Below are 19,116 nucleotides of genomic sequence, written 5' to 3'. Positions count from 1 at the left end.
CAGGAGCTCCTCATGACCCGACCCTCGCCGGCTCTGATCGGGCCCGCCACCCCCGCGCAGCTGCACGTGATGAGCATGAACATCCGCCTCGACCGCTCCGGCGACGGCGCCACCCACCCTGGAGATGCTGATCACTGGCCAGAACGTCGGCCGCGGCTCATCGAGCTGCTCGCGCGTGAGCGGCCCGCGGTGCTCGGTGTCCAGGAGGCTCTGCACGGCCAGCTCTCCGCGATCGAGGAGGCGCTGCCGGGCCATCGGTGCGTCGGCTACGGCCGCGAGGGCGGCAGCCACGGCGAGCATGCCGCGATCTTCTATGACGCAGAGCGCCTCGAGCTGCTCTCCTGGGACCAGTTCTGGCTCTCGGACACTCCGGAGATCATCGGCTCGACGACCTGGGGTCACACCGTCACCCGCATCGTGGTGCGAGCTGAACTGCGCGACCTCGCCACTCACCGTGAGCTCACCGTGCTGAACACCCACTTCGACCACGAGTCCGAGATCGCCCGGCGCCGGAGTGCCCGGGCCCTCACCGAACTGGTCACCGGCAGCTCGGTGCCCGTCATCGTCACCGGCGACTTCAACGCTGCGGCCCACGACTCCGGTGCCTACACCGCTCTGGTCACCGAGGGGCCGACGGTCGACACCTGGGACACCGCGGAGGCGCAGCTCACCCCGGCCTGGGGCACCTTCCTCGACTACCGGGCACCCGTCGAGGGCGGTGAGCGCATCGACTGGATCCTCACCTCAGAGGACATCACCACGGTGCGCGCGGCGATCAACGTCTCCCGTGGCGGCGAGGGCCGCTATCCCTCCGACCACGCCGCCGTGCAGGCACTGATCGCTCTGCCCTGAGGCACGGCCTCCCAGCTCCGTGACGCGGCGGACCGCACGATCGAGTCGCAGATCTCCGCTGCGCTCAGCCCGTCGGCCGCGTTCGGGGCGAGCTGCGTGCCGTGCACGACGTCGGAGAGGAACGACGCGGCCTCGATGGTCTTGAGGTCATCGAAGCTCATGGGGATGCCCGGCCCGGGCTGGAAGCGGGCGTAGTCGCCATGGCCGGGACCTGCGAGCACCGTGGTGTAGCCGTGCTCGGTGCCGCCCTCGCCGAGCATCACCTCGAACTCGTTCATCCGGGTGAAGGACCAGCGCGCCGAGCCCTCGGTGCCGAACACCTCCAGCGCGTAGTCGGAGCGGTGCCCGCGCGCCACCCGCGAGGACTCCAGGGTCGCGTGGGCCCCGCCGTCCAGCCGCGCGAGCGCCGCCACCCAGTCCTCGTTGCCGACGCGGCCGCGCTCCTCGCCGACCTCGATACCGCCATGACCCACCCCCGCGGAGAGGGCGATCGGACGCTCGGTGATGAACACGTCGGAGACGGCGGTGACCTCCGTGAGGCGCTGCCCGGTGACATGCTGGACCAGGTCCGCGCCGTGGGAGAGCAGGTCGCCGATCACGCCGCTGCCCGCCTTCTCGCGGTCGTAGCGCCAGATCAGGGCGCCGTCGGGGGAGGAGGCGTAGTCGGCGTTCAGCCAGCAGCGCACGTTCGTGATCCAGCCCAGACGACCCTCGGCGACCAGGGCGCGCAGATGCGCGATCGCCGGGGCGTGGCGGTAGTTGAAGCCGACAGCCGTGGCGACGCCCGCGCCGTCGTTCGCAGCGGCAGCGGCGTCGTGGATCTCGCGGGACTGCGCGGCGGAGACCCCCATCGGCTTCTCGATCCAGAAGGGCTTGCCGGCCCGCGCCGCCGCGACGGCGAAGTCGCGATGGAGGAAGTTCGGCGAGCAGATCGAGACCGCCTCGACCTCGGGATCGGCGAGCACCTCCTCGATGCTCGCGACCGCCTTCTCGAAGCCGAACTGCTCGACCGCGGCCTGCTGGTTCTCCTGGATCGGGTCTGCCGCGACCACCAGGCGGGGCCGGATCCCGAGCTCGGGGAAGCGGGAGGGGAGGCGCTGGTAAGAGGAGGCATGCAGGCGCCCCATCCAGCCGAGGCTGACCAGGCCGATGCCCAGTTCCCGCGGCGCGCTCACTTCAGTCCCAGTCCGCAGTCGGCCAGGAACTCACGGGTGGCGATCGCGTTGGGCAGCGGCAGACCCGGCTCGCAGGGGTAGAGATCCTGCTCGCAGATCACGTAGAGCTCACGATCCAGGGTGGCCAGCTTTGCGACCAGCTCCCGCATGTCCGGCAGACCGTTCGGCGGGCGCACCGAGGCGCCCTTGGCCACGGCCTCCCCGAAGGGCCAGTCCTTCTCGTGGGCCTCGCGGGTGATGTCCGGGTCGAAGGCCTTGATGTGCACGTAGCCGATGCGCTCGGGGTACTCCTCGATCATCTGCACCGGGTCTCCGCCGCCGTAGACGATGTGGCCGGTGTCCAGGCAGAAGCTCACCAGCTCCGGGTCGGTCGCCTCGAAGACGCGCGCGATCTCCTCCGGGGTCTCGATGTGGGAATCGCCGTGGGGGTGCAGCACCATCGTCAGCCCGTAGTCCTGCTTGAGCAGCTTGCCGAGGCGGTTGGCGTTGTTGACATACAGCTTCCATGCCTCACCGGTCAGCTCCCGATCGTCGGTGAACTCCCAGGTCTTGTCGTCGCGGTAGAGCGGCGGCAGGTGCACCATGTACTCCGCGCCCACGGCCGCGTGGGTCTCGGCGATCGCGCGGAAGGTCCGCTCGGTCTCCGCCCAGGCCTCCTCCTTGTGCAGGATCCCCCAGCCGGTGCCGGCCACGACGCGGAAGCCGTGCTCGTCCATCACGGACTGGAGCTGCTTCGCATCCTGGGGGAAGTAGCCCCAGGGCCCGGTCTCCATCACGGAGAAGCCCGCCTCGGCCATCTCGCCGAGCGCTGTGCGCCAGGGGATCTGCTTCTCGTCCTGGGGGAACCACACCCCCCACTGGTCGGGGCACACGCCGATGGTGAGCTTGTTGAACGGCGGCTCGGGGTTGCGGGACTTGTCGATGCGCGCGGCACCGGAGGTGGTGGTCAAGACTCTTGCTCCTTCGGAGGTCATGTGCACGGAGGGGCCAGCCCGGGGTGTGGCCGAAGCGCTGTCTCTCGGACCAGGCCCGAGGATCGCGGCGAGGGTGCGGAGTCTTGTGGCCTGAGGACCGATGGTGAGCTCAGCATCGGTCCTCAGGCCACAAAACTGTGGCACCAGACCCCGGGCACGGGTCAGTCGTGGGTGGGGAAGCTCATCGAGGCTTCGACGGTCTCGTTCTGGGCGGGCCAGCGGGTGGTGACGGCCTTCTGGCGGGTGTAGAAGCTGACGCCTTCGGGACCATGGGCGTGGTGCTCGCCGAACAGCGAGTCGTTCCAGCCGCCGAAGGAGTAGTAGCCCACCGGGGTGGGGATCGGGACGTTGATGCCGATCATGCCCACCTGGATCTCGTCCTCGAAGCGGCGGGCGTAGTGGCCGGAGTCGGTGAAGATCGCGGTGCCGTTGCCGAAGCGTGAGGAGTTGACCAGGTCGATCGCCTCGTCGAAGTTGTTCACATGCATCACCACGAGAACCGGCCCGAACACCTCCTCGGTGTAGGTGGGATGGTCGGCGGCGAGGTCGGTGATGACCGTCGGCCCCACGAAGTTGCCCTTCTCGAAGCCCTTCACCACGAGGCCCCGCCCGTCGACCACGATCGTGGCGCCGGCCTGCTCGGCTTCGTCGGTCATCCGGATCACGCGCTCGCGCGCTTCGGGGGTGATCACCGGCGGCATGTCGGTCGTCGGATCATCTCCCGGGCCCACGACGAGCTTCTTCGCCTCGGCCGTGATCGCAGTCATGAACGCTTCATGGGCGTCGCCCACGGTGACCGCGACTGGGACCGCCATGCAGCGCTCGCCGGCGGAGCCGAACGCGCCCGAGGCGACCTGCGCGGCGGCGAACTCGAGGTTCGCATCCGGCATGATCACGGCGTGGTTGTTCGCACCGCCGAGGGCCTGGACCCGCTTGCCGGCCGCGGAGGCGGTGGCATGGACGTGCATGGCGATCGGGGTGGAACCCACGAAGGACACCGCGGAGACACCCTCGTGGGTGGACAGGGCGTCGACCACGGTCTTGCCGCCGTGGACCACCTGGAACACGCCGGCAGGCAGGCCGGCTTCCTGGTAGAGGCGGGCGACGATGTTCGAGGCGGACGGGTCGCGTTCGGAGGGCTTGAGGATGAACGCGTTGCCGGTCGCGATGGCGACGGGGTGCATCCAGAAGGGCACCATGGCCGGGAAGTTGAACGGGGTGATCCCGACGACCACACCGAGCGGCTGACGCAGGGTGTGCGCGTCCACCCCGGTGGAGACGTTCTGGGAGAACCCGCCCTTGAGATCCTGGGTGATGGAGGTCGCGAATTCCAGGGTCTCCAGGCCGCGGGCGATCTCGCCCTTCGCGTCCCCGAAGGTCTTGCCGTGCTCGCGCGAGATGACCTGGGCGATCTCGTCGGTGTGCTCGATCATCAGCTCACGCATGCGGTAGAAGATCTGGGTGCGTCCGGCTAGGGACACCTTGGCCCATGCCTTCTGCGCGTCCGCGGCGATCTGGACGGCGCGGTCGACGGTGGACTCATCGCCCAGCTGCAAGGTGCCCACCTGGGCGCCCGTGGCAGGGTTCATGATCGGCTGGGTGGAGCCGCCGCCGTTCTCTTCATGGCCATCGATCCAGTGCGGGACGTCGTAACCCATGAGTGTTCTCCTTGCGGGTCGGGCTTGCAGGTCGGTCGGTGCGTGGTGTCGTGGGGTGGTGCTTCGTGCGGTGCGCGGGCGGGTCAGAGGTAGTGGCGCTGCGGGGAGCGCTGGTCCTCGTAGACGCCCCGGGCGGACTGCGTGGAGTCGAGGGTGGAGACCTCCGAGACGGGTACGTCCCACCAGCTGTTGCCGGGCGGGTTCGGGCCGTACAGGTTCGTGGTGACCACGATCGCGGTGGCCTCGCTCGAGGCCGCGGCTCGACGATAGGCCTCACGGAAGTCGGCGGCGCTCGAGACCTCCTGGACCTCGATGCCGTAGGAGCGGATGTTCGCGGGGACGTCCAGCGGGACCAGCCCGCCGTCCAACAGCCCCGACGTCGCGTCGCGCATGCGGTACTGGGTGGCGAAGCGCTGGCTGCCGTGCGATTCGGACAGCGCACCGATCGAGGCCCAGCCGTGGTTCTGCAGGATCACCAGGATCACCTTGACCCGTTCGGCGACGATCGTGGCGATCTCCTGGGGTGCCATCTGGAAGGTGCCGTCGCCGATGATCGCGACCACCTCCGAGCCGGGGGAGGCCATCTTCGCGCCGAGCGAGGCCGGCAGCTCGTAGCCCATGCACGAGTAGCCGTACTCCAGGTGGTACTGCAGCGGCGAGCGGGCCTTCCACAGCGCCTGCAGGTCACCGGGCATGGAACCGGCGGCGTTGATGACGATGTCCTCGTCGCCCATCAGGTCGTTCAGGGCGCCGAAGATCTCGGTCTGGGCGGGCAGCTCCTGGTCGTGCGGGGCGAAGCACGGGGCCACGAGCTCCTCCCACTCGGCGCGCAGGGTGCGGGCGCGCTCGGCGTGCTCGGCCGGTGCCTGGTAGCCGGTAGCTGAGGCGATGTCGGTCGCCGTCGCCCCGGGTGCCGCGTCGCTCGCCGTGGCCCCGGCCAGAGCCTCGCGCAGGGCGTCCAGCCCGGCGCGGGCATCGGTGACGACCATGGTCGCGGAGTGCTTGGCGGCGTCGAACGCCTTGACGTTGAGGTTCACGAAGCGCACGTCGGGGTTGCGGAAGGCGGTGTGGGAGGCGGTGGTGAAGTCGGTGTAGCGGGTGCCCACACCGATCACCACGTCGGCCTCGGCGGCCAGCGTGTTCGCGGCGTTGTTGCCGGTCGAGCCGACGCCGCCGATGCACAGCGGGTGATCCGCGCTGAGGGCGCCCTTGCCGGCCTGGGTGTCCAGCACCGGGATGGAGGTGGCGTCGGTGAAGGCCGCCAGCGCATCGCTCGCCTCGGAGTAGATCGCGCCGCCACCGGCGATGAGCACCGGCTGCTTCGCGGAGCGGATGACCTCGGCGGCGCGGTCGAGGGCTACGGGCTCGGGCACCGGACGGGCCACGTGCCAGGTGCGCTCGCGGAAGAACTCCAGCGGCCAGTCGAAGGCCTCGGCCTGCACATCCTGCGGCAAGGAGAGGGTCACCGCACCGGTTTCCGCCGGATCGGTGAGCACCCGCATCGCCTGCAGCGCCGCCGGAATCAGCTGCTCGGGCCGGGAGATGCGGTCGAAGTAGCGCGAGACAGGACGGAAGGCGTCGTTGACGGAGACGTCCCCGCTGGTCTCGTCCTCGAGCTGCTGCAGCACCGGGTCAACGGTGCGGGTGGCGAAGATGTCGCTGGGCAGCAGCAGCACCGGGATGCGGTCGACGGTCGCAAGCGCCGCGCCGGTGATCATATTCGTGGAACCGGGGCCGATCGAGGCAGTGCAGGCGAAGGTCTGCAGGCGGTTCTTGGTGCGGGCATAGGCGACGGCCGTGTGCACCATGTTCTGCTCGTTGCGGGCCATGTGGAAGGGCATCGGCGCTTCACCCTCGGCGGGATCCTGCGCGTTCTGCAGCAGCGCCTGGCCCAGCCCGGCGACGTTCCCATGGCCGAAGATACCGAAGGTGCCGGGGATGAAGCGCTCCCGGATCCCGTCGCGCTCGGCGTACTGGGCGGCCAGGAAGCGCACCAGCGCCTGGGCGACGGTGAGCCGGATGGTCCCGGTGGGGTGAGCGCTCGCGGCGGGGCTCACGGCCCCGGCGGGCGTCGAGAGGTTCTCGCTCATGCTGCCTCCGTTGTGCAAGCCCGCCGCGCAGGGCGGGACGTGGGTGGCACCGCCGGACGCGGTCCACTCGACGGTGAGTTCGTTATCCACCAGCATGGACCGACCGCCCAACCATGTCAAGACAATGTCGAGGTGTGGCGGCGTTGCTGTCCGCGCAGGTCGCGGCAAGCTTTGCGGGATCCGCCGGCTCCGACAGGCATGCCGAGAGGTACGTGTGGCGCGACTACTGGCGTGAGGTGTCGGGCTGCCAGCTTGGCTGGTGCATGCACCCAGCAGGCAGCATCTTTTGTCTGGACAAAGAGGAGCCTCCGTGGGAGCATGGGCGCACTCGCCGGACCGCCGGGCACCGTCGCACACGGCAGCAGTCACACACGGCGGCAGTCACGGCAGCAGTCGCAGACGGCGGCGATCCAGGTTTTCGACGCAGGGAGGCATGGAGACCCATGGCAGCAGATTTCGACATCATCACGTTCGGGCGCAGCGGTGTGGACATCTACCCGCTGGAGATCGGCAAGGGGCTCGAGTACATCCAGAGCTTCGGCAAGTTCCTCGGCGGCAGCCCTACCAACGTCGCCGTCGCCGCGGCCCGCCTGGGGAACAAGCCCGCCGTGATCACCGGGGTGGGGGATGATCCCTTCGGCCGCTATGTGGTCAAGGAGATGGAGCGCCTCGGCGTCTCGGGCCGCTTCGTGGTGAGGAACCGCGAGCTCAACACCCCGATCACGCTGTGCGAGATCTTCCCGCCGGATGACTTCCCGCTGTACTTCTACCGCCAGCCCAGCGCCCCGGACCTGCAGGTCGCCCCCGAGCACCTGGACCTCGAGGCGATCCGCGAGGTGCCGCTGTTCTGGTTCTCCGGCACGGGGCTGTCCGAGGAGCCCAGCCGCTCCGCCCACTTCGCGGCGCTCGAGGCACGCGGCCGCACCGCCCACACCGTCTTCGATCTCGACTACCGGCCCATGTTCTGGTCCAGCCCGGAGGAGGCCCGCGAGCTGTACCGCGAGGCGCTGAAGCACACCACTGTCGCCGTGGGCAACAAGGAGGAGTGCGAGGTCGCCGTCGGAGAGACGGAGCCCGAGCGCGCCGCCGATGCGCTGCTCGAGGCGGGCGTGCAGATCGCGATCGTCAAGCAGGGCCCCAAGGGGGTGCTCGGCAAGACCGCCGATGACCATGTGGTGGTCGCCCCGAATCTGATCCAGGTGATCAACGGCCTCGGCGCCGGCGACAGCTTCGGCGGCTCCCTGGCCCACGGCCTGCTGGCCGGCCAGGACCTGGAGACCATCCTGACCCGCTGCAATGCGGCAGGCGCCATCGTCACCAGTCGCCTGGAGTGCTCCACCGCGATGCCCACCGGTGAGGAGATCGACCTGCTGATCGCGGGCGGTGACCCCAACCACGGCCAGACTGTCGAGCAGATGCTCGATGCGCTGCGCAATCGCGGTGTCAACGAGCCGGCGGTGCAGAGCGCATGAGGCCCTTCCAGGTCGGCGGAGCCTCTGCCAGTACCCCCACCACCGAGTTCGTCTCCACCTACGAGGACGTCACGCGGGTGCGCGTCGAGGATCCGGGCCGTTTCGCGCGCCTCGCCGCGACCCGCAGTCGACGCACCGTCGCCGACACGGACGGCACGATGATGATCATCGCCGCGGACCATCCCGCCCGTGGTGCCCTCGGAGTCGGCTCCCGCGGCCAGGCCATGGCCAGCCGCACCGAGTTGCTGGATCGCCTGCGTGAGGCGCTCGCCGTCCCCGGGGTGGACGGAGTGCTCGGCACCGCCGACATCCTCGAGGACCTGCTGGTCATGGGAGCTCTTGAAGACAAGATCGTGTTCGCCTCGATGAACCGCGGTGGCCTGCAGGGCAGTTCGTGGGAGATCGAGGACCGCTTCACCGCCTATGACGCGGCGTCCGTCAAGGCGGCCGGCTTCGACGGCGGCAAGATGCTCACCCGCATCGACCTGGACGATGACCGCACCCCCTTCATCCTCGAGGCGAGCGCGACGGCGGTCTCCGAGCTCGCCCATCACGAGCTGATCGCGATGGTCGAACCGTTCATGTCCTCCCGCCCCGGCGGACCTGGCACGAAGGTCGTCAACGACCTCTCCCCGGAGGCTGTCATCAGGTCCATCCACATCGCCCAGGGCCTCGGCACCACCAGCGCCTACACCTGGTTGAAGCTGCCGGCGGTGGAGCACATGGAGCGCGTCATGGACTCCACCACGCTGCCCACCCTGATCCTCGGCGGGGACCCGGCGAACGACGACCCGATCGCCCTGCGGGCATCGTGGAAGCGTGCCCTGGACCGGCCGAACGTGCGCGGGCTGGTCGTCGGCCGCACCCTGTTGTATCCGGCCGGTGACGACGTGACCGCTGCGGTGCGCGCCTCGGTCGAGATGATCCGCTGACTGACCCCTTCGGGAGGAGAGCACGATGACCACGCATGTCACGAGCACGCACGACAGCTCGGAGTTCCATCTGCCCGCCGGCTCCACCGGCCGCGGCCCCTACGAGACGATCATCGACCCCGGTGCGCGCGAAGGCTGGGTCCATACCGGCCTGCGCGTCCTCGCCCTCGGGGCGGGGGAGAGCGAGATCTTCACGGCGAACAGCGTCGAGGCGATGATCGTGCCCCTGAACGGCAGCTGCGAGATCTCCGTCGACGGCGAGACGTACACGCTGCGCGGTCGCGCCGACGTGTTCGCCTCCGCGACGGACGTGCTCTACGTGCCCGTCGGCTCCCAGCCCACGATCTCGTCGGCCGACGGGGGCCGCTTCGCACTCGCGACGGCGGTCGCGACGGGCAGCCACCCGGTCGCGCTGATCCGCGCCGAGGACGTCCCGGTCGAGATCCGCGGCGGCGGGAACATGACCCGGAAGGTGCGCAACTTCGGTACCGTCGGTGCCTTCGATGCGATGGACAGCCTCATCGCCTGCGAGGTCATCACCCCTGGTGGGAACTGGTCCAGCTACCCGGCGCACAAGCACGACGAGACCGTGGACGACGGGGAGCATCGCGAATCGGAGCTCGAGGAGATCTACTACTACGAGATCCAGGACGCCCCCGGCGGCGGGCCCGGCTTCGGCTTCCACCAGACCACCTCCAGCGGTGAGGACACGCCCATCGACGTGCTCACCGAGGTGCGCAGCGGCGACACCGTCCTGGTCCCGCACGGCTGGCATGGCCCCTGCGCCGCCGCCCCCGGCCACGACATGTTTTACCTCAACGTGATGGCCGGCCCGGACGCCGAGCGGGCCTGGAATATCACCGACCATCCTGAGCAGACCTGGGTGCGCGGCACCTGGGATGAGGCCGGGATCGACCCCCGACTCGAAGGAGAGGCCCGATGAGCGCAGCCACGGCCCAGCCCGCCGCACCCCCGCAGACCGGGCCGCAGGACGCGGCGAAGAGCACCGGCCCCACGGCGCTCCCGCAGGACATCCGCGTGGGCGTCATCGGCGTGGGCCGCATGGGCGCCGACCATGTCGAGCGCCTCTCGCACCGCATCAAGGGCGCGCGCGTCAGCGTGGTCAGCGACTACCTGCGCGAGACCGCGGAGAAGGTCTCCGCCACGGCTCCCGGCTCCCGCGTGGTGGATACCCCCGAGGAGGTCATCACCGCCGACGACGTCGACGCCGTTCTCATCGCGAGCCCCGGCCAGTTCCACCGCGACCAGGTGCTGGCCTGCATCGCCGCGGGCAAGCCCGTGCTGTGCGAGAAGCCGCTGGCGATGAATCCCTCCGATGCCTATGACGTGGTCCGGGCCGAGCACGAGGCCGGCCGCGCGTTCGTCTCGCTGGGCTTCATGCGCCGATTCGATGCGGGCTACGGCGAGCTGAAGGACGCGCTCGACGCCGGTGACCTGGGCACCCCGCTGGTCCTGAACTGCAAGCACCGCAATGCCGACGTGCTGCCGGGCTTCACCGACGTGCACATGGTCTACGACTCCGCCGTGCACGAGATCGATGCGATCTCCTTCTTCCTCGAGGAGCCGGTGGTCTCGGTCCAGACGCTCACCGGTCGCAGCTCCGAGAACGCGCCGGACGGGCTCAGCGACCCGATGCTGCTGCTGTTCCGCACCGCATCGGGCACCCTGATCACCGACGAGCTCTACGTCAGCACCCACTCCGGTTACGAGGTGCGCACCGAGCTGGTGGGCTCGAAGGGCACGGCGACCATCGGCCAGGAGACCGGCATGGTCACCACCCAGCAAGCCGGAGGCCGCTGGGGCGGCGCGGTCCCGCTCGACTTCCGGCCCCGCTTCCTCGCCGCCTACGACGCCGAGGTCCAGGCCTGGATCGCGGCGGTGGCCGACGGCTCCTTCGTCGCGCTCCGCTCGGCGACCGCCTGGGACGGCTACGTCGCCGCAGCGGCGTGCGAGGCGGCAGAAGCCTCGCTCACGGCCGACGGTGCCGTCGAGGTCACCCTGCTCGAGCAGCCCGGCACCGAAGCAGGCCGTCGTGGACACTGACAGTCTCAGCAGCAGCCCTGCCAGCAGCCATGCCACAAGCCCCGCCAGCAGCCATGCCACCAGCCCCGCCAGCGGCGCCGACCCTGCTGAGAACGGCCCGATCACGCTCGACCTCGTGGTCGACCGTGACGCCAGCATCCCGCTGTACCTGCAGCTGGCCGGCGGGATCGAGGACTCGATCCGGGGCGGGGTGCTGGGCCCCGGCAGCCGGCTGGAGAACGAGCTGGCGCTGTCCAAGCGCCTGGGGCTCTCCCGGCCGACGGTGCGGCAGGGAATCCAGGAGCTCGTGGACAAGGGCATGCTGGTGCGCAAGCGCGGCGTGGGCACTCAGGTGGTGCAGGCTCCGGTGAACCGGAAGGTCGCGCTGACCTCCCTGTACGACGACCTGCGCATCGCCGGGAAGGCGCCGCGCACCGAGGTCGTCGAGTACCGGATCGGCCGCCCTTCGCCGGAGGCCGTGGACCGACTCCAGCTGCGACCGGGGGAGCAGGTGCTGGATCTGATCCGGGTGCGCTACGCCGACGACGAGCCGCTGGCCGTCATGCGCAACACCATCCCCGAGCGCATCGCCCCGACCCGGGAGGCGCTCGCCGCCTCGGGTCTGTACGCCTGCCTGCGCGAGGCCGGGATCACCACGGTGCTGGCCCATGAGCGGATCGGTGCGACGGTCGCCGACGAGGAGCACGCCGAGCTGCTCGACGAGGAGCTCGGCGCGGCGCTGCTGACCATGGAGCGCAAGTCCTTCGCCAACGACGGCTCCGTGGTCGAGTACGGATTCCACGTCTACCGCGCCTCGCGGTACTCCTTCGAGGTCACGCTGGTGGATTCCTGAAGGTCGGCCATGACGCTGGGGCGGTGTTCATCCGATTCCAGAGCGCAGTGCCGAATCGTCGAGGGTCGTTCCCGGGGATCTTTGCGACGACGAATGGGTTGCGCGACCAGGGTCTGCTCGGTGACGACTACATGGAGTGAGCCGCCGGCAGGCCGGCGCGGCGCTTCTGCCCGGAGCGACTTCTGCGGCCGAGGTCGTGCTCGGGGCGGGCGTCGCGGGGTCTCGCCGGCGTCGCGGACCGTCGACCGTTGCATAGTTGGCGTTCTGGCGTCTGAGAACGCCCCAAACGCAACGGTGGGCGGGGGAGTGCGCCGCGAACGCAACGGTGGGCGGGGGAGTGCGCCGCGAACGTAACGGTGGGCGGGGAAGTGCGCCCCGATCGCAACGGTGGGCGAGGTGGGGCGCCGTGAACGCGACGGTGTGCAAGGATCTCGACCCTCTCCTGCACTCTGATGGCTCGGCGCCGCGTTGACGTGGCAGGTCAGCGACCGAAGAGGTCTCCGAGGCCCAGGTCCGAGATCCGGTCGCCGAGACCGGAGACCTGCTCTCCGGCGCCCGACACGGCCCCGCCGACACCGTCGGTCATGCCCTCGACGCCCTCGAACCCCTGGAAGTCCGAGAACCCCTGCAGGTCCTCGACGCCTGAGAATCCTTCGACCCCCTCGAACCCCTCGAACATCCCGCTGAGATCGCCCGCGAGATCGGGGGCCAGGGAGTCGATGTCGATGCCTGAACCGACGGCGTCCTGCAGCAGCGAGCCGCCGACGGAGGTGACGGCGGCGCCGCCGGCGACCACGGCCAGCAGGCCTCCGACGCCGAGCGCGCCGGCACCGACGGCCCCCGCACCCATCGCGGCAGCGCCGGCACCTCGGCGTCCGCCGCCGCCGGAGCGGCCCAGCAGGCGCGTGAGCTTGCGGGGATCGAGCGCTCCGAGCCGGGTGGCGGAGCGGGCGAGATCCTGCGGGGCGTCGGTGCGGGGGCGCTCGCCCTCGGGCAGCTCCGAGCGCATGGTCGCCGTCAGCTGGGTGCGCTGCTGCGGGGTGAGCTTCTCGAAGGCCTCGCGGTGGACCTGTTCGAGCTGCTCAGGCTCCGCAGTACGCACCAGGTAGTCGTAGCGCGCGATCGCGCGACGGTCCGTCTCGGAGAGAGGGGCATTGGTGGCGGAGCCGTGGGTGGACGGAGCGGGGCCCCGGGCGGGTGCGGTGGGAGCACCACCCCGTGCGGAGTCGGTGAATCCGGTGCGCTGCGGAGCCGAGCTCGAGCTGCCGTCTCCCGTGAGGGAGTCGGCGGCGCTGCGCACGAGGGAGCGCCAGTCGGAGCCCTGTCCTGAGCGACTGGAGCCGGAGCTCTTCGCGTCGAGGGCCTTCTGAGCGGTGCCGAGCAGGCGGCGGAAAGTGCTCACGATCGGTCCTTCCGATGGGGGCTGCGCCTGGTCTTCCGGACGCTGTATGAGGGTGAGGGTCCCACCTCCGTGCGCGCCGGGTCCGAGCATGGAGTTCCCTGGGAACGGCGGCCCTTCTCGTCGACGACGACAGGACCAGGCAGAGCAAGGCATGGTGACGACGATGCTTACCAGAGTGACGGGTGCTCCGGCGATCTCACCCGACCAGCAGCCGCACCCCGGTCCCGAGCGCCAGCAGCGCGCCCACGAAGCCGAGCACCATCACGAAGCGCTGGATGGTCCTCTCGGCCAGGCGTTTCTGGACCGCCTCACCGAGGAAGATCGAGGCGATCACGATCGCGACCATCGCGGCCCACATCCACCAGGGCAGGTCGGGGACCTGGCCGTCGTCCCAGGCCAGCTTCGAGGCGAAGGACACCGAGGAGATGAGGATCCACAGCGGCTGCAGCGTCGCCACCATCGGCAGCACCGGCCAGCGCGAGAGCACCGCGTAGACGGTCACCGCGGGGCCGCCCACGCCACCGAGCACGGTCCCGAGCCCGGACCCGATGCCGGTGACCACCTGGGCGGTGCGGCCGTCCACGGTGGTGTTCACCCGCACGAGCGCCACCGAGATCAGCAGGCTCAGCAGCACCAGGGATGCGGTCACGATGTACAGCGGGCCGGGCGGGGAGACCGAGGACAGCCAGGCCGCGCCCGGCATCACCGCGACCGCGGGCAGTCCGATCCAGGCCACGGTGCGCCACTGGATCCGATCCCAGATCCGCGGCAGCAGCAGCAAGGGCATCAGAGTACCCAGGAAGTTCGCGAGCATGATTCCCTGGTGCGCGCCGATCAGCACCACCGCGTAGGGCGCGAACAGCATGCCGAGCCCCAGCCCGGCGACCCGCTGGATCACGGCGGCGAGCAGCACCAGACCGAGCAGGGTCATCGCCAGGGGGACACTCACTCCGCCACGGTATCGGCTCCGCCGACCGCGCTTCCCGACCGGTCGGACGAGGTCTATCGGTGAGCCGAGAGCGGGCATAGGGTGGATAGGCAACCGCATACCCAGGAGGCTCCCGCATGACCACTGTTCCCACCCAGCCCTTCCATGACGGCAGGGCCGTCCCCCAGCTCGGCTACGGCGTATGGCAGGTCGAGGACGAGGTCGCGGCCGACGTCGTCCGCCAGGCGATCGACGCCGGCTACCGCCACATCGACACCGCCGCCGGCTACCAGAACGAGGGCGGCGTGGGCCGGGCCGTGAAGGCCTCGGGAATCGCTCGCGAGGAGCTGTTCATCACCACCAAGCTCGCCAACGGCGACCAGGGCTTCGACTCCGCGAAGCAGGCTCTGGAGACCTCTCTCGGCAAGCTCGAGATGGACTACGTGGACCTCTACCTCATCCACTGGGCGAGCCCCCAGCGCGGGACGTACCTCGAGTCATGGAAGGCGCTCATCGAGCTGCAGAAGGAGGGGAAGGCGAAGTCCATCGGCGTCTCCAACTTCCCGATCGAGCAGCTCGAGGAGATCATCGCCGAGACCGGGGTGGTGCCGGTGATGCACCAGATCGAGCTGCACCCCGAGTTCCAGCAGTCCGCGCTGCGGGACTACCACGCCGACAAGAAGATCCTCACCGAGGCCTGGTCCCCGCTGGGGCAGGGCGGCGACATCCTGCAGAACCCGGTGATCACCGCTGTCGCTGAGGCGCACGGCGCCGATGCGGGCCAGGTGATCATCGCCTGGCATCTGGCGATCGGGAACGTGGTGATCCCGAAGTCCGTCACGCCTGAGCGGATCGTCTCGAACTTCGCCGCCGCCCAGCTCGAGCTCACGCCCGAGGAGATCGAGAAGATCAGCGCCCTGGACCGCGCCGACGGTCGGATCGGGGCAGACCCCGCGAACCCGGGGTTCTGAGCCGGGACTCCGCGATCGCGGCGCAGCGACGGGGACTCTCAGCCTTCTGCGAGCAGCGCCGCGATCTCCGGGTGCCCGGCGATGTATCCCTCGAGCAGCTTCTTTCCCAGCACGGGTGAGCTGACCAGGGGATGCATCGAGAAGCCCTGCCAGGCCGCCTCGCGGGAGCCGGTCATCGCGGCCTCGAGGATCTTCCGCTCGGCGGCGCGCAGGGTGCTCATCATGCCGAGCCGTCCCAGTCCCACCGGGGCGACGGGCTGCGGGTGCACGCCCTCGCCGTCGACCACGCACAGCACCTCGAGCACGGCATCGGCCGGCAGCTCCGGCACGATGCGCTGCTCCGGGGGAGCGTCGCTGCCGGTGGGGGCATTGCCGACGTCCAGGATCATCCGCTCGCTGCGTCCGGTGGCGAGCGCGGTCATCAGCCGCAGCGCCACCTCCTGGTAGCCACCGCCGGCGATGTCCTCCTCGCGGCGCTCCTCGTCCCGGGACTCCGCCATATACGTCGCTTCGCGCTCATGAAGGGTCTCGCGCCAGAGGTCCAGGGGCGAGGTGCAGCAGGAGGCCGGCTCGGAGCTCTCGGCCGCGGCGAGGTAGAAGTCGCCCTGCTGCTTCGCGAGGAACTCGCCGCGGGTGGTCGCGGCGCTCGTGATGCGGTCGATAGCGGCGGCGGTGTGCAGGTAGTAGAAGAGGTACTCGTTGGGCAGAGCGCCGTCGGCCCGCACCCAGTCCTTGCCGATCAGGCGCGCCTCCTCGATCTCCTCGAGGGCGGCGTCGTCGGCGAGCAGGCCGGGCAGGCGGTCCACCCCCTCCACGGTCACCGAGCGCAGCCAGCCCAGGTGGTTCAGGCCCACGTAGTCGAAGCTCGCGCCGCGCTCGCCGGCGACCAGGTCCACGTCCAGCAGCCTGCCCACGCGCCGGACCAGGCCGATGGGGGTGTCGCAGATGCCCACCACATGGTCTCCGAGCACGCTGCGCATCGCCTCGGTGACGATCCCGGCAGGGTTGGTGAAGTTGATGACCCAGGCGCCCGGTGCGACCTCGGCGACCATGCGGGCGATCTCCAGGGCCACCGGGATCGTGCGCAGGGCGTAGGCGAGGCCGCCGGGGCCGATGGTCTCCTGGCCCAGCAGCCCGAGCCCCAGCGCGACCCTTTCGTCCACCGTGCGGGCCTCGGCGCCGCCCACCCGGATCGCGGAGAACACGAAGTCCGCTCCGGTCACGGCCTCGCGCAGGTCCGTGGTGGCGGTGAGGCGGGGGAGCGTTGCGGTGCTCCCGTCGGCCAGCAGCTGCGCGCCGAGGCCCTCGATCACGGAGGTGATGGCGTGCAGGCGCGCGGGGTCGACGTCGTACAGCGCGATCTCGTCGACCGTGAGGCCGGTGGCGGCGGTGGCGACTGCCTCGTAGACGAGGGGCACGCGGAATCCGCCGCCTCCCAGGATGGTGAGCTTCATGGCAGGAGGACCTCCACGTCTTCCCCGTCGGGGAGCGCGATGTCGAAGGGGAGGGGGGAGCGGTCGGTGATCAGGGCGGTGAAGCGGGACAGTCGCGCCACCTCGAGGAAGCCGGAGCCGGGGAACTTCTCGTGGTCGGCCAGCAGGTAGGAGAAGGCGGCGACGTCGAGCAGGCCGCGCTTGATCGGCACCTCGCTGGGGGTGGAGTCGAGTACGGCGCCGTCGGGCCGGACCCCGGCGCTGCCCAGGAATGCCCGGTCCACGCGCAGCTGCCCGAGCGCCGACTCGGTCAGAGTGCCCACCATGGAGTCGTAGTTGGGGCGCAGCAGCCCACCCAGGATCACGATGTCGACGTCGGGGGCGGTGGAGAGCGAGCGCACCACCGCGAGCGAGGCGGTGACCACCGTGAGGGAGCGCTCCGCGAGCAGCGGGCACATCGCCGCGACCGTGGTGCCGATGTCCAGGGCGATCACCTCGCCGTCGGTGATCAGGGAGCAGGCGCGGGCGGCGATCGCCTGCTTCGCGGCGGTCGCGGTGCTCGCGACGTCCGCGAAGGAGCGCAGATCCGCCTCGGGTCGCACCGAACCCCGCACGGCAGTGGCTCCACCGCGCACCCGGCGCAGGGCTCCGGCCTCGGCGAGCAGCTCGAGGTCCCGGCGCACGGTCGCCTCGGAGACCCCCAGGTCGGCGCTGAGCGCGGCGACGGTGACGGTGCCCCGTCGTCGGAGAACCGTCGCGATCGCCTGGTGGCGCTCTTCGCTCAGCATGGCGTCACCGTAGCACCGAGCGCGCAATTTCGCGCAGGTACGAGCAGTCGCGTGCAGTCGCACGCAACTCATGTCATCATGGTGGTCCGGACCACACGGCCGGCCCGCGATCAGCGGACGTGACGATGACGTGCGACCGCGACGATGCGGCGGGGCCGATCACTTCAGGAGGACATCATGCGACGACGGAACTTCCTCGGCAGCACCGCTGCGCTCGGCGGGCTCGGCCTCCTGACCGCCTGCGCCCCCGGCTCCGACGGCGGCGACGGTGGGAGCGAGGCGCCCGCTCCTGCGGCCGACGAGGTCGACACCGACATCGCCGCCCTCGGCGACATCACCCTGACGGTCTGGGACCAGGAGGTGCGCGGTGCGCAGAACGACGCGATCGAGGCGCTGATCGGCAGCTTCCAGGAGAAGTACCCCAACGTCACGATCGACCGCAACTCCCAGTCCTTCGACGACCTCCAGCAGCAGACCGGCCTGGCGCTGTCCGGCAACGACGTGCCGGATGTGCTGCAGGTCAACAACGCCCGCGGCGACATGGGCACCTTCGTGGCCGACGGCCTGCTCACCGACCTCACCGGCTACGCCGAGGCGTACGGCTGGGCGGACCGCTTCACCCCCAGCGTGCTGGGCAAGATGAGCTATTCGAGCGACGGCGTCACCTTCGGCGAGGGCTCCCTCTACGGCCTCGCCCAGACCGGCGAGGTCTGCGGGATCTACTACTCCCAGAAGAAGCTCGACGCGCTCGGGCTCGCAGCGCCCACCACCTGGGACGAGGTCTTCTCCCTGGTCGAGGCCGCCGCCGCGGCCGACGAGCAGCCGATCATGCTCGGCAACCTCGACCAGTGGCCCGCCCTGCACGTGTTCGGCCCGCTGCAGGCGAACTTCGTTCCCGCCGAGACGATCGTGACCCTCGGCATGGGCAACGCCGGCGCGGACTGGACCACCGACGACAACCTCGCCGCCCTCAGCCAGCTCGCCGAGTGGGGCGCCAGCGGTGCGCTCGGCGACTCCCCGAACGGGCTCGCCTACGACGATGCCTGGCCGCTGTTCACCGAGGGCACCGGCGTGCTGCTGATCGGCGGCTCCTGGCTGGGCCCGGACATGGAGGCCGTGATGGGGGAGGACCTGCGCTTCATGGCCCCGCCGGCCGGGGCCGACGGGAAGGTCGCCACCACCGGCGGCACGGGCATCCCCTTCTCCGTCCCGTCGGCCGCCGCGAACCCGGCCGCGGCCGCCGCCTTCATCGACTTCATCACCAGTGACGAGGCGATGGCGATGATCGCCGAGAACGGCGGCATGCCGGTGAACCGCACCGCCGAGCTCGCACCCGACTCGGGCGTGAACAAGGACATCTACGAGGCCTTCGACGCGGTCTCCACCGAGGGCACCCTGCTGCCCTACCTCGACTACGCGACCCCGTCCTTCGCGGACACCGCCGGGGCCACCCTCCAGGAGGTCATCGGCGGCCAGGCCGAGCCGGCGGCCGCCGCAGAGGCGCTGCAGGAGGACTACGGCGCGTTCACCGAGGGATCCTGACCC

The 19,116-nt window shown here is 70.3% G+C and carries 16 protein-coding genes; 8 read left to right on the top strand and 8 right to left on the bottom strand.

The features are described from left to right. The first annotated feature begins 12 nt into the window (after window positions 1–12). Entirely contained in the window at window positions 13–852 is an 840-nt protein-coding gene (locus Q0937_RS07285) for an endonuclease/exonuclease/phosphatase family protein (protein ID WP_299301666.1), read from the top strand. Here the strand turns inward: Q0937_RS07285 and Q0937_RS07280 are convergent. From Q0937_RS07280 to iolD, 4 genes are all read right to left on the bottom strand, one after another. Then, window positions 804–2,027 (bottom strand): Gfo/Idh/MocA family protein, encoded by a 1,224-nt coding sequence (locus Q0937_RS07280; RefSeq protein ID WP_299301663.1) that lies wholly within the window; start codon window positions 2,025–2,027, stop codon window positions 804–806. The genes Q0937_RS07285 and Q0937_RS07280 overlap by 49 nt on opposite strands. Continuing rightward, on the bottom strand, window positions 2,024–2,977 hold the full coding sequence (locus tag Q0937_RS07275; RefSeq protein ID WP_299301660.1) for a TIM barrel protein: 954 nt from the start codon (window positions 2,975–2,977) through the stop codon (window positions 2,024–2,026). The genes Q0937_RS07280 and Q0937_RS07275 overlap by 4 nt, the downstream gene beginning before the upstream one ends. A 185-nt stretch (window positions 2,978–3,162) precedes the next feature. Beyond that, entirely contained in the window at window positions 3,163–4,659 is a 1,497-nt protein-coding gene (locus tag Q0937_RS07270; RefSeq protein WP_299301657.1) for a CoA-acylating methylmalonate-semialdehyde dehydrogenase, read from the bottom strand. Between the two features lie 83 nt (window positions 4,660–4,742). Further along, window positions 4,743–6,749: a 3D-(3,5/4)-trihydroxycyclohexane-1,2-dione acylhydrolase (decyclizing) gene (iolD, locus tag Q0937_RS07265; RefSeq protein ID WP_299301654.1), complete on the bottom strand. Its 2,007-nt coding sequence runs from the start codon at window positions 6,747–6,749 to the stop codon at window positions 4,743–4,745. 443 nt (window positions 6,750–7,192) lie between these two features. On the opposite strand from iolD, the gene iolC reads away from it, so the two are divergent. From iolC to Q0937_RS07240, 5 genes are read left to right on the top strand one after another with little or no spacing between them, the layout of a single operon-like run. Then, window positions 7,193–8,221, top strand: a complete 1,029-nt coding sequence (iolC, locus tag Q0937_RS07260) for a 5-dehydro-2-deoxygluconokinase (RefSeq protein WP_299301651.1) — start codon at window positions 7,193–7,195, stop codon at window positions 8,219–8,221. Then, on the top strand, window positions 8,218–9,153 hold the full coding sequence (locus tag Q0937_RS07255) for a deoxyribose-phosphate aldolase (RefSeq protein ID WP_299301649.1): 936 nt from the start codon (window positions 8,218–8,220) through the stop codon (window positions 9,151–9,153). The genes iolC and Q0937_RS07255 overlap by 4 nt, the downstream gene beginning before the upstream one ends. Before the next feature lie 25 nt (window positions 9,154–9,178). Further along, window positions 9,179–10,096, top strand: a complete 918-nt coding sequence (iolB, locus tag Q0937_RS07250) for a 5-deoxy-glucuronate isomerase (RefSeq protein ID WP_299301646.1) — start codon at window positions 9,179–9,181, stop codon at window positions 10,094–10,096. Beyond that, a complete protein-coding gene (locus Q0937_RS07245; RefSeq protein ID WP_299301643.1) occupies window positions 10,093–11,217 on the top strand; it encodes a Gfo/Idh/MocA family protein in 1,125 nt (374 codons plus the stop codon). Before iolB ends, Q0937_RS07245 begins: the two co-directional genes overlap by 4 nt. Continuing rightward, on the top strand, window positions 11,207–12,049 hold the full coding sequence (locus tag Q0937_RS07240; protein WP_363323212.1) for a GntR family transcriptional regulator: 843 nt from the start codon (window positions 11,207–11,209) through the stop codon (window positions 12,047–12,049). Before Q0937_RS07245 ends, Q0937_RS07240 begins: the two co-directional genes overlap by 11 nt. Before the next feature lie 481 nt (window positions 12,050–12,530). Here Q0937_RS07240 and Q0937_RS07235 read toward each other — a convergent pair whose 3' ends face one another. Further along, window positions 12,531–13,451 carry a cation-transporting ATPase gene (locus Q0937_RS07235; RefSeq protein ID WP_299301640.1) on the bottom strand — a complete coding sequence of 307 codons (921 nt, stop codon included), beginning with the start codon at window positions 13,449–13,451 and terminating at the stop codon, window positions 12,531–12,533. A 196-nt stretch (window positions 13,452–13,647) separates the two neighbouring features. Further along, window positions 13,648–14,400: a TSUP family transporter gene (locus Q0937_RS07230; protein WP_299301637.1), complete on the bottom strand. Its 753-nt coding sequence runs from the start codon at window positions 14,398–14,400 to the stop codon at window positions 13,648–13,650. A gap of 116 nt (window positions 14,401–14,516) precedes the next feature. On the opposite strand from Q0937_RS07230, the gene Q0937_RS07225 reads away from it, so the two are divergent. After that, the gene (locus Q0937_RS07225; RefSeq protein WP_299301634.1) at window positions 14,517–15,350 is read left to right on the top strand and encodes an aldo/keto reductase; all 834 of its coding nucleotides are present in this window, start codon (window positions 14,517–14,519) and stop codon (window positions 15,348–15,350) included. 38 nt (window positions 15,351–15,388) lie between these two features. On the opposite strand, the gene Q0937_RS07220 is transcribed toward Q0937_RS07225, so the two are convergent. Continuing rightward, complete coding sequence (locus Q0937_RS07220; RefSeq protein ID WP_299301631.1) at window positions 15,389–16,804, bottom strand: 6-phospho-beta-glucosidase; 1,416 nt, start codon at window positions 16,802–16,804, stop codon at window positions 15,389–15,391. Then, on the bottom strand, window positions 16,801–17,571 hold the full coding sequence (locus tag Q0937_RS07215; protein ID WP_299301628.1) for a DeoR/GlpR family DNA-binding transcription regulator: 771 nt from the start codon (window positions 17,569–17,571) through the stop codon (window positions 16,801–16,803). Before Q0937_RS07215 ends, Q0937_RS07220 begins: the two co-directional genes overlap by 4 nt. Before the next feature lie 177 nt (window positions 17,572–17,748). Here Q0937_RS07215 and Q0937_RS07210 point away from each other — a divergent pair, with 177 nt between their 5' ends. Continuing rightward, window positions 17,749–19,113: an ABC transporter substrate-binding protein gene (locus tag Q0937_RS07210; protein WP_299301624.1), complete on the top strand. Its 1,365-nt coding sequence runs from the start codon at window positions 17,749–17,751 to the stop codon at window positions 19,111–19,113. Window positions 19,114–19,116 lie beyond the last annotated feature (3 nt).

The organism is uncultured Brachybacterium sp. (genome assembly GCF_947500705.1).
Lineage (GTDB): Bacteria > Actinomycetota > Actinomycetes > Actinomycetales > Dermabacteraceae > Brachybacterium.
Note: the sequence above shows the minus strand (reverse complement) of the source record. Positions and strands in the feature narration are given on the sequence as shown.